The sequence below is a fragment of the Arhodomonas sp. KWT genome, assembly GCF_010993615.1.
On the sequence record NZ_WNXE01000169.1, the window covers coordinates 1 to 1744 of the forward strand.

The window sequence follows — 1744 nt, forward strand, 5'->3', positions numbered from 1 at the left end:
ACCGCGTGCCGCGAGAAGGCGGACACCCCGACGTGATGGTTGATGGTCTCGCCGTTGCGGGAGATGCGCTTCCCGCCACCGATCAGCGAACCCCTGCCGGCGGCGGCCGCGGCCGGCTCACACAGCGCGGGACGCCCCTCGGCGCAGGGCACGCAATGACCGCAGGAGGGGGCGAAGATCAGCACCACGTGGTCCCCGGGCTGGAATCGGGTGACGTTGGGGCCGACCGACTCGACCACCGCCGAGGCCTCGTGCCCGAGGGCAACGGGCATGTCACGGGGGCGGTCGCCGTTGATGACCGAGAGGTCCGAGTGACACAGCCCGGCGGCCGCCATCCGCACCACCATTTCGCCGGATCCCGGCTCGTCGAGTTCCGCCTCGACGATCTCCAGCGGCCGGGAATCGGTGTACGGCCGGCGTGCCCCCATCTCACGCAGCAGCGCAATTTCGGTCTTCATCGGACGGTTCTCCTCTATCGATTGTTATCGCGTCGACCATCCCGCACCGGTCGACAGGGTGTCACGTTGTCCTGTTGATCCGTTCGCCATGCGTACACGACGTCATCTGTGCCGGAGCATACACCGCCCGGCCTGCCGGATGGGAAACCCCTGGTGGCGTTGGCCCTGCCCCCCGGAGACGCCGGCGGTGGACAGCACGGCGAAAAACGCGCATCGCGCCTTATCGGGAAGAGATCACGGACGATGCGCAGGAGGCAGGCGCAGTCGCGGCCACTGTCGGCGACGGGGTTGTCCACGTCCGCGGGTACGCCGGCATCAGGGCCGTGTACAACATCCACTCGCAAATCCACCGGAACGCTGCACGCCTGCGGCGCACAACCGACGCGGGGCCGTTCCGGCCCGTGGGGGGGGGCAGTGTCGGGCGTTCGCGTGGACCTGGCACCGCAGGCGAGCGACGGACATCCCGCCGGGCGGCGGACATACCAACCACGACCGCCGCTGTCGGTTGCCTTCGAGCAACCGACCTACCCGTGCTCACGGCGATTCGACCTCTGCCGTAGTCCGGCCGCGCCAGGCAGCCGATATCCCCATCAAACCCGACGTCGACCCGCTGCCCGAAGGCAACCAACAGTCGCCGGGGGACATGACGGTTGCGGGGCGTCACCGGCCGGCGGGTGGTCCAGGATCAACCTCTGCCGTAGGTCGGCCGCTCCTGGCAGCCGACATCCATCAAACCGGAAGTCGACCCGTTGCCCCTCGGCAACCGACCACCGCCAGGAGAAAATGACGGTTGCCTGGAGCGACCGCCCTACCCGGACTCATGGCTGTGCAGCGACGTCCACCTGCCCGGGGCTGACCCACAACGGCGTCTCTCCGGGCCGGTGGCTGGCGGCAATGACCGACGCTGCCCGCCGCTTTGCGATGAACCAAAAAAAACCCCGATCCGGAGACCGGGGTTGTTGCTAGCCGGGGAATGCATCGCAACAGACAGAAGGGTTGTATCAACCATGACTGCGGGTCACTGAAGACGGGGAGCCTGTCACGACCCGCAGTGGCCAGAGGCCGTAATCGACGTTACGCTTAGCACACTATCGGTGCAACGCATTCCACTTATAAGTGATATTCATTCAATGAATTTCAGGGGAATGGATCTCAACCTCCTGGTCGTCTTCGACGCCGTGCTCCATGAGGGCAGCATCACCCGTGCGGCAGCACGCCTGGAGATGAGCCAGCCCGCGACCAGCAACGCACTCAACCGCCTGCGCGAGCTCTTCCATGACCCGGCT

General features: G+C 66.6%; 2 protein-coding genes. One reads left to right on the forward strand and one right to left on the reverse strand.

Annotated features, from left to right (window positions below; all coding sequences use genetic code 11):
- Positions 1–458, reverse strand: a 458-nt coding sequence (locus tag G7A99_RS15860; RefSeq protein WP_163141894.1) for an alcohol dehydrogenase catalytic domain-containing protein, incomplete at its 3' end; no start/stop codon positions are given.
- 1145 nt (positions 459–1603) lie between these two features.
- Here G7A99_RS15860 and G7A99_RS15865 point away from each other — a divergent pair.
- On the forward strand, positions 1604–1744 hold a 141-nt coding region (locus G7A99_RS15865; RefSeq protein WP_305792325.1), incomplete at its 3' end, for a LysR family transcriptional regulator.